The sequence below is a fragment of the uncultured Amnibacterium sp. genome, assembly GCF_964245895.1.
GTDB lineage: Bacteria > Actinomycetota > Actinomycetes > Actinomycetales > Microbacteriaceae > Amnibacterium.
Map to the genome: position 1 here is coordinate 1 of NZ_CAXTOQ010000224.1, position 4,148 is coordinate 4,148.

The following is a 4,148-nucleotide window of genomic DNA, read 5'->3' on the forward strand; positions in this document are numbered from 1 at the left end:
GACTGTCGGCGCGCATCACCGGCCCGGTCGGGTTCCAGGCCGACATCGTCGGCGCGTTCGCCGGCGCCGACCTCCGCCTGCTGCTCGTCACCGCCTCCGTCGTGGCGGTGCTGCTGATCGTCACCTACCGCAGCCCGCTCCTCTGGATCGTGCCGCTCGTCGTCGTCGGGTCGGCGGACGGGCTCGCGCGCGTCGTGGTCGCGGCGGTCGCCGGGCCGCTCGGCCTGACGGTCGACGCGTCGATCTCCGGCATCCAGTCCGTGCTCGTCTTCGGCGCCGGCACGAACTACGCGCTGCTGCTGATCTCGCGGTACCGGGAGGAGCTGCGCCGGCACGAGGACCACCACGACGCGATGCGGGTCGCGGTCCGGTCCGCCGGGCCGACGATCGCGGCGAGCGGCGGCACGGTGACGCTCAGCCTGCTCACCCTGCTGCTGGGCGAGCTGGCCGGCAACCGCGCGCTCGGGGTCGCGTGCGCGCTCGGCGTCGTGATCGCGATCCTCGCCGCGGTGCTCTGGCTGCCCGCGGCGCTCGTCGTCTTCGGGCGGCGGCTGTTCTGGCCCTTCGTCCCCCGCTTCGCCGCGGAGGGGCACCCGGAGCAGCGCGGCGTCTGGATCGCGATCGGCCGCCGGGTCGCGCGCCGGCCCCGCACGGTCGCCGCGGTCGCGCTGGTCGGCATCGTGCTGCTCGGGTCCGGGCTCGCGGGCGCCCGCTTCGGCCTCTCGCAGACCGAGCAGCTGCTGGGGGACCCGGAGAGCGTGCAGGCGCAGGCGCTGCTCGACCGCTCCTTCTCCGCGGGCTTCGCCGCGCAGACCGTCGTGCTCGCGCCGACCGCGGTCGCCGACCGGGTCGAGGACATCGCGAAGGGCACCGACGGCGTCGCGGCGGTGACCCGCGGGGCCGCGGCGGCGGGACGGACGGAGCTGGATCTGCGCCTCGACGGCGCGCCCGCGAGCGACGCCGCGTTCGCCTCCGTGCAGGACCTCCGCACCGGGTTCCGAGATGCCGGCGGCGCCGTCGCCGACACCCTGGTGGGCGGCAGCGACGCCACCGCGTACGACCAGCAGCAGGCGCAGCGGCGCGACCAGTCGGTCGTGGTGCCCGCGATCCTCGCCGTCGTCTTCCTGGTGCTCGCGCTGCTGCTGCGATCGCTCGTCGCCCCCGTGCTGCTGCTCGCGAGCGTGCTGGCGACGTTCCTCGCGAGCCTCGGGCTCGGCGACCTGCTCTTCCAGCACGTGTTCGGCTTCGGCGGGTTCGACGTGCAGGTGCCGCTGTTCGCGTTCCTGTTCCTCGTCGCGCTCGGCGTCGACTACAACATCTTCCTCACGGCCAGAGCGAGGGAGGAGCGCGTCCGGCACGGCACCCGGGAGGGGATCGTCGTCGCGCTCGGCTCGACCGGCGGCGTGATCACGAGCGCGGGCGTGCTGCTGGCCGCGGTCTTCGTGGTGCTCGGCGTGCTGCCCGTCGTCGCACTCGCCCAGATCGGCACGCTCGTCTGCATCGGCGTGCTGCTCGACACCCTCGTGGTGCGCACGCTGCTGGTGCCCGCGCTGGTGCTGATCACCGGCGACCGCTTCTGGTGGCCGTCGAAGCGGGACGCGGTGGGCGCCTGATGCGCGTCAGGAGGATCGTCCGCCGGGTCGGCCTCGCCGCGCTCGCCGCCGGCGTCCTGGCCGCGGTCGGATTCGTCGTGTGGGCCGAGCACCCGATGGAGGCGGAGCCCGGGCCGCTCGCCGCGGTGCGGGCGGACTCGGCGATCACGTACCGCGACGCCGGGTCGGCCGTCGTGCTCACGCCGAAGCGCCCGAGCGCGGTCGGCCTGGTCTTCTTCGCCGGCGCCCGGGTCGACGCGGCGGCGTACGCGTCGAAGCTGTCCGGCATCGCCGATGCCGGCATCGCCGTCGTGATCGTGCGCCCGACGCTGAACTTCGCGATCGTGGAGACGCGGCCGCTGGCGGACTTCGAGGCCCTCGACCCCGCGGTGCAGCGGTGGCTGGTCGGCGGGCACTCGCTCGGCGGCGTGCGGGCCTGCGAGTACGCGACGGACAAGGGCGTCGCAGGGCTCGTGCTGCTCGGCTCCTACTGCGCGAACGACCTGTCGAGGACGGACCTGCCGGTGCTCAGCATCGGCGGCGAGCGGGACGGCCTCAGCACACCCGCGAAGATCCGCGCCGCCCGGCACCTGCTGCCGGCGAGCGCCGAGCTGGTCGAGATCCCCGGCTCCGTGCACGCGCAGTTCGGCGACTACGGCACGCAGCCCGGCGACGGCGTGCCGACCGCGACCGACGCGGCGGTGCGGAAGGCGATCACCGCGGACGTGCTCGCCTTCCTCACGGACCCCGCCACCGACTGACCCGGGTCGGAGGTCCAGGATCGGCACATGGTCCTCATCGCCGTGCACGGCTCCGCGTCCCGCCTCCTGCCCGCCGAGCGCGGAACGGTGCGGCTCGCGCTCGAGCTGGAGGACGCCGACCGGGCCGTCGTCCTGGGCGGGGTCGGCGCGATGCACGCGCGGTTCGCCGCGGAGGCGGAGGCGCTCGTCGCGGCCGGCGCGGCCACCTGGTGGGGGAGCCAGCAGGCACGGATCCGGTCGGAGCATCGGTACGAGGGCCGCGACGAGCTGCCGCGGGTCGTGCAGATCGCGAACGCCGAGGTCGTCACCCGCTTCCGCGACTTCGAGTCGTTGTCGGCCTGGGTGCTGGAGGCCGGGGCCGAACCCGGTGTCCGGGTCGACGCCATCGAGTGGGCCGTGACCGACGAGCACCGCGTCGCGACGGAGCGGGAGCTGCGGGTGCAGGCCGTGCAGGACGCCATCGCCCGGGCCGAGGCCTACGCGAGCGCGATCGGCGGCGAGCGCGTCCGGCTGCGCTCCCTCTGGGAGGCGGGGCTGCGCGCCGACACCGGCGGAGGGGAGCCGCGCTGGGTCGCGCAGGCCATGGACGCGTCGATGGCGAGATCCGGCATCGAGCTGCGCCCCGACGACATCGCGCTGAGCGCGTCCGTCACCGCCGACTTCGAGCTCGAGCCGCCGTCCTGAGCCGGCGCTCGATCGATCCCGGCCCCGCTCGCCGCCCGGATGCGGGATGCTGCACACCGTGAAGTACCTGCAGCACCGCACCGCCGGCGGCGTCGTCCCGGCCGTGCTGATCGACGACGTCGTGCACGACCTGGTCGGGCACACCGCCGCCGTCACCGGCGCCTTCCTCGCCTCCCACGACCACCCGGCGGTACTCGCGGCGGCGCGGGCCGGCGAGTTCGTGCAGCACGCGCTCGCGGACGTGACGCTCGAGCCGCCGATCGCGACGCCGAGCAAGATCGTCTGCATCGGTCTGAACTACCGCGACCACGCCGCGGAGACCGGCGCCGCGATCCCCGCCGAGCCGGTCGTGTTCATGAAGGATCCCGGCACGATCGTCCCCGCCGACGCGACGGTGCTGATCCCGCGAGGCTCCGTCAAGACCGACTGGGAGGTCGAGCTCGGCGTCGTGATCGGCCGGGAGGCGCGCTACCTCGAGTCGCCGGAGGCGGCCGCCGCGGTGATCGGCGGCTACGTGCTGTCGCACGACGTGTCGGAGCGCGAGTTCCAGATCGAGCGCGGCGGCCAGTGGGACAAGGGCAAGAGCTGCGAGACGTTCAACCCGCTCGGCCCGTTCGTGGTCACCGCCGACGAGGTCGCCGACCCGCAGGCGCTCGGCCTCCGGCTCTGGGTGAACGACGTGCTGAAGCAGGACGGCACGACGGCGGACATGATCTTCGGCGTGCACCACGTCGTCTGGTACCTGAGCCAGTTCATGGTGCTGCGGCCGGGCGACCTGATCAACACCGGCACCCCGGCCGGCGTCGCGCTCGGGCAGCCCGAGCCGAAGCCGTACCTGCGCGCCGGCGACGTCGTCACCCTGGAGATCGACGGCCTCGGCCGCGCCGTCCAGACGCTGGCCCAGGCTTGAGGGAGAAGGACCCCATGAGCACCGACCTGCACCAGCTGTTCCACGCCGCCGGCGAGCTGCCGCCGTCCGAGACGTTCCTGGCGGGCGTCGAGCACCGTCGCTGCAGCATCGTCCGTCGTCGCCGCGTCGCGATGGCCGTCGTCCCCGCGGGCGGGGCGGCCGTCGCCGTCACCGCGAGCGTCCTGCTCGCCCCCGGCAGTG

General features: G+C 74.6%; 5 protein-coding genes. All 5 read left to right on the forward strand.

Annotation, left to right across the window (positions count from 1 at the left end; genetic code table 11):
• Positions 1–1,613: MMPL family transporter (locus ACFE60_RS18065; RefSeq protein ID WP_375390240.1), on the forward strand; the 1,613-nt coding region annotated here is incomplete at its 5' end.
• Positions 1,613–2,353, forward strand: a complete 741-nt coding sequence (locus ACFE60_RS18070) for an alpha/beta hydrolase (protein ID WP_375390241.1) — start codon at positions 1,613–1,615, stop codon at positions 2,351–2,353. The genes ACFE60_RS18065 and ACFE60_RS18070, both read left to right, overlap by 1 nt.
• Positions 2,354–2,380: 27 nt before the next feature.
• Positions 2,381–3,037 (forward strand): SIMPL domain-containing protein, encoded by a 657-nt coding sequence (locus tag ACFE60_RS18075; protein ID WP_375390242.1) that lies wholly within the window; start codon positions 2,381–2,383, stop codon positions 3,035–3,037.
• Positions 3,038–3,095: 58 nt separating this feature from the next.
• Positions 3,096–3,947 (forward strand): fumarylacetoacetate hydrolase family protein, encoded by an 852-nt coding sequence (locus tag ACFE60_RS18080; protein WP_375390244.1) that lies wholly within the window; start codon positions 3,096–3,098, stop codon positions 3,945–3,947.
• A 14-nt stretch (positions 3,948–3,961) separates the two neighbouring features.
• Positions 3,962–4,148 (forward strand): hypothetical protein (locus ACFE60_RS18085; RefSeq protein WP_375390243.1); only part of this gene is annotated, 187 nt, incomplete at its 3' end.

What these genes read in the sequence shown, in the direction of transcription:
- ACFE60_RS18075 (WP_375390242.1), top strand. Translation starts at nt 2,381, where the DNA reads ATGGTCCTCATCGCCGTGCACGGCTCCGCGTCCCGCCTCCTGCCCGCC.
- ACFE60_RS18070 (WP_375390241.1), top strand. Translation starts at nt 1,613, where the DNA reads ATGCGCGTCAGGAGGATCGTCCGCCGGGTCGGCCTCGCCGCGCTCGCC.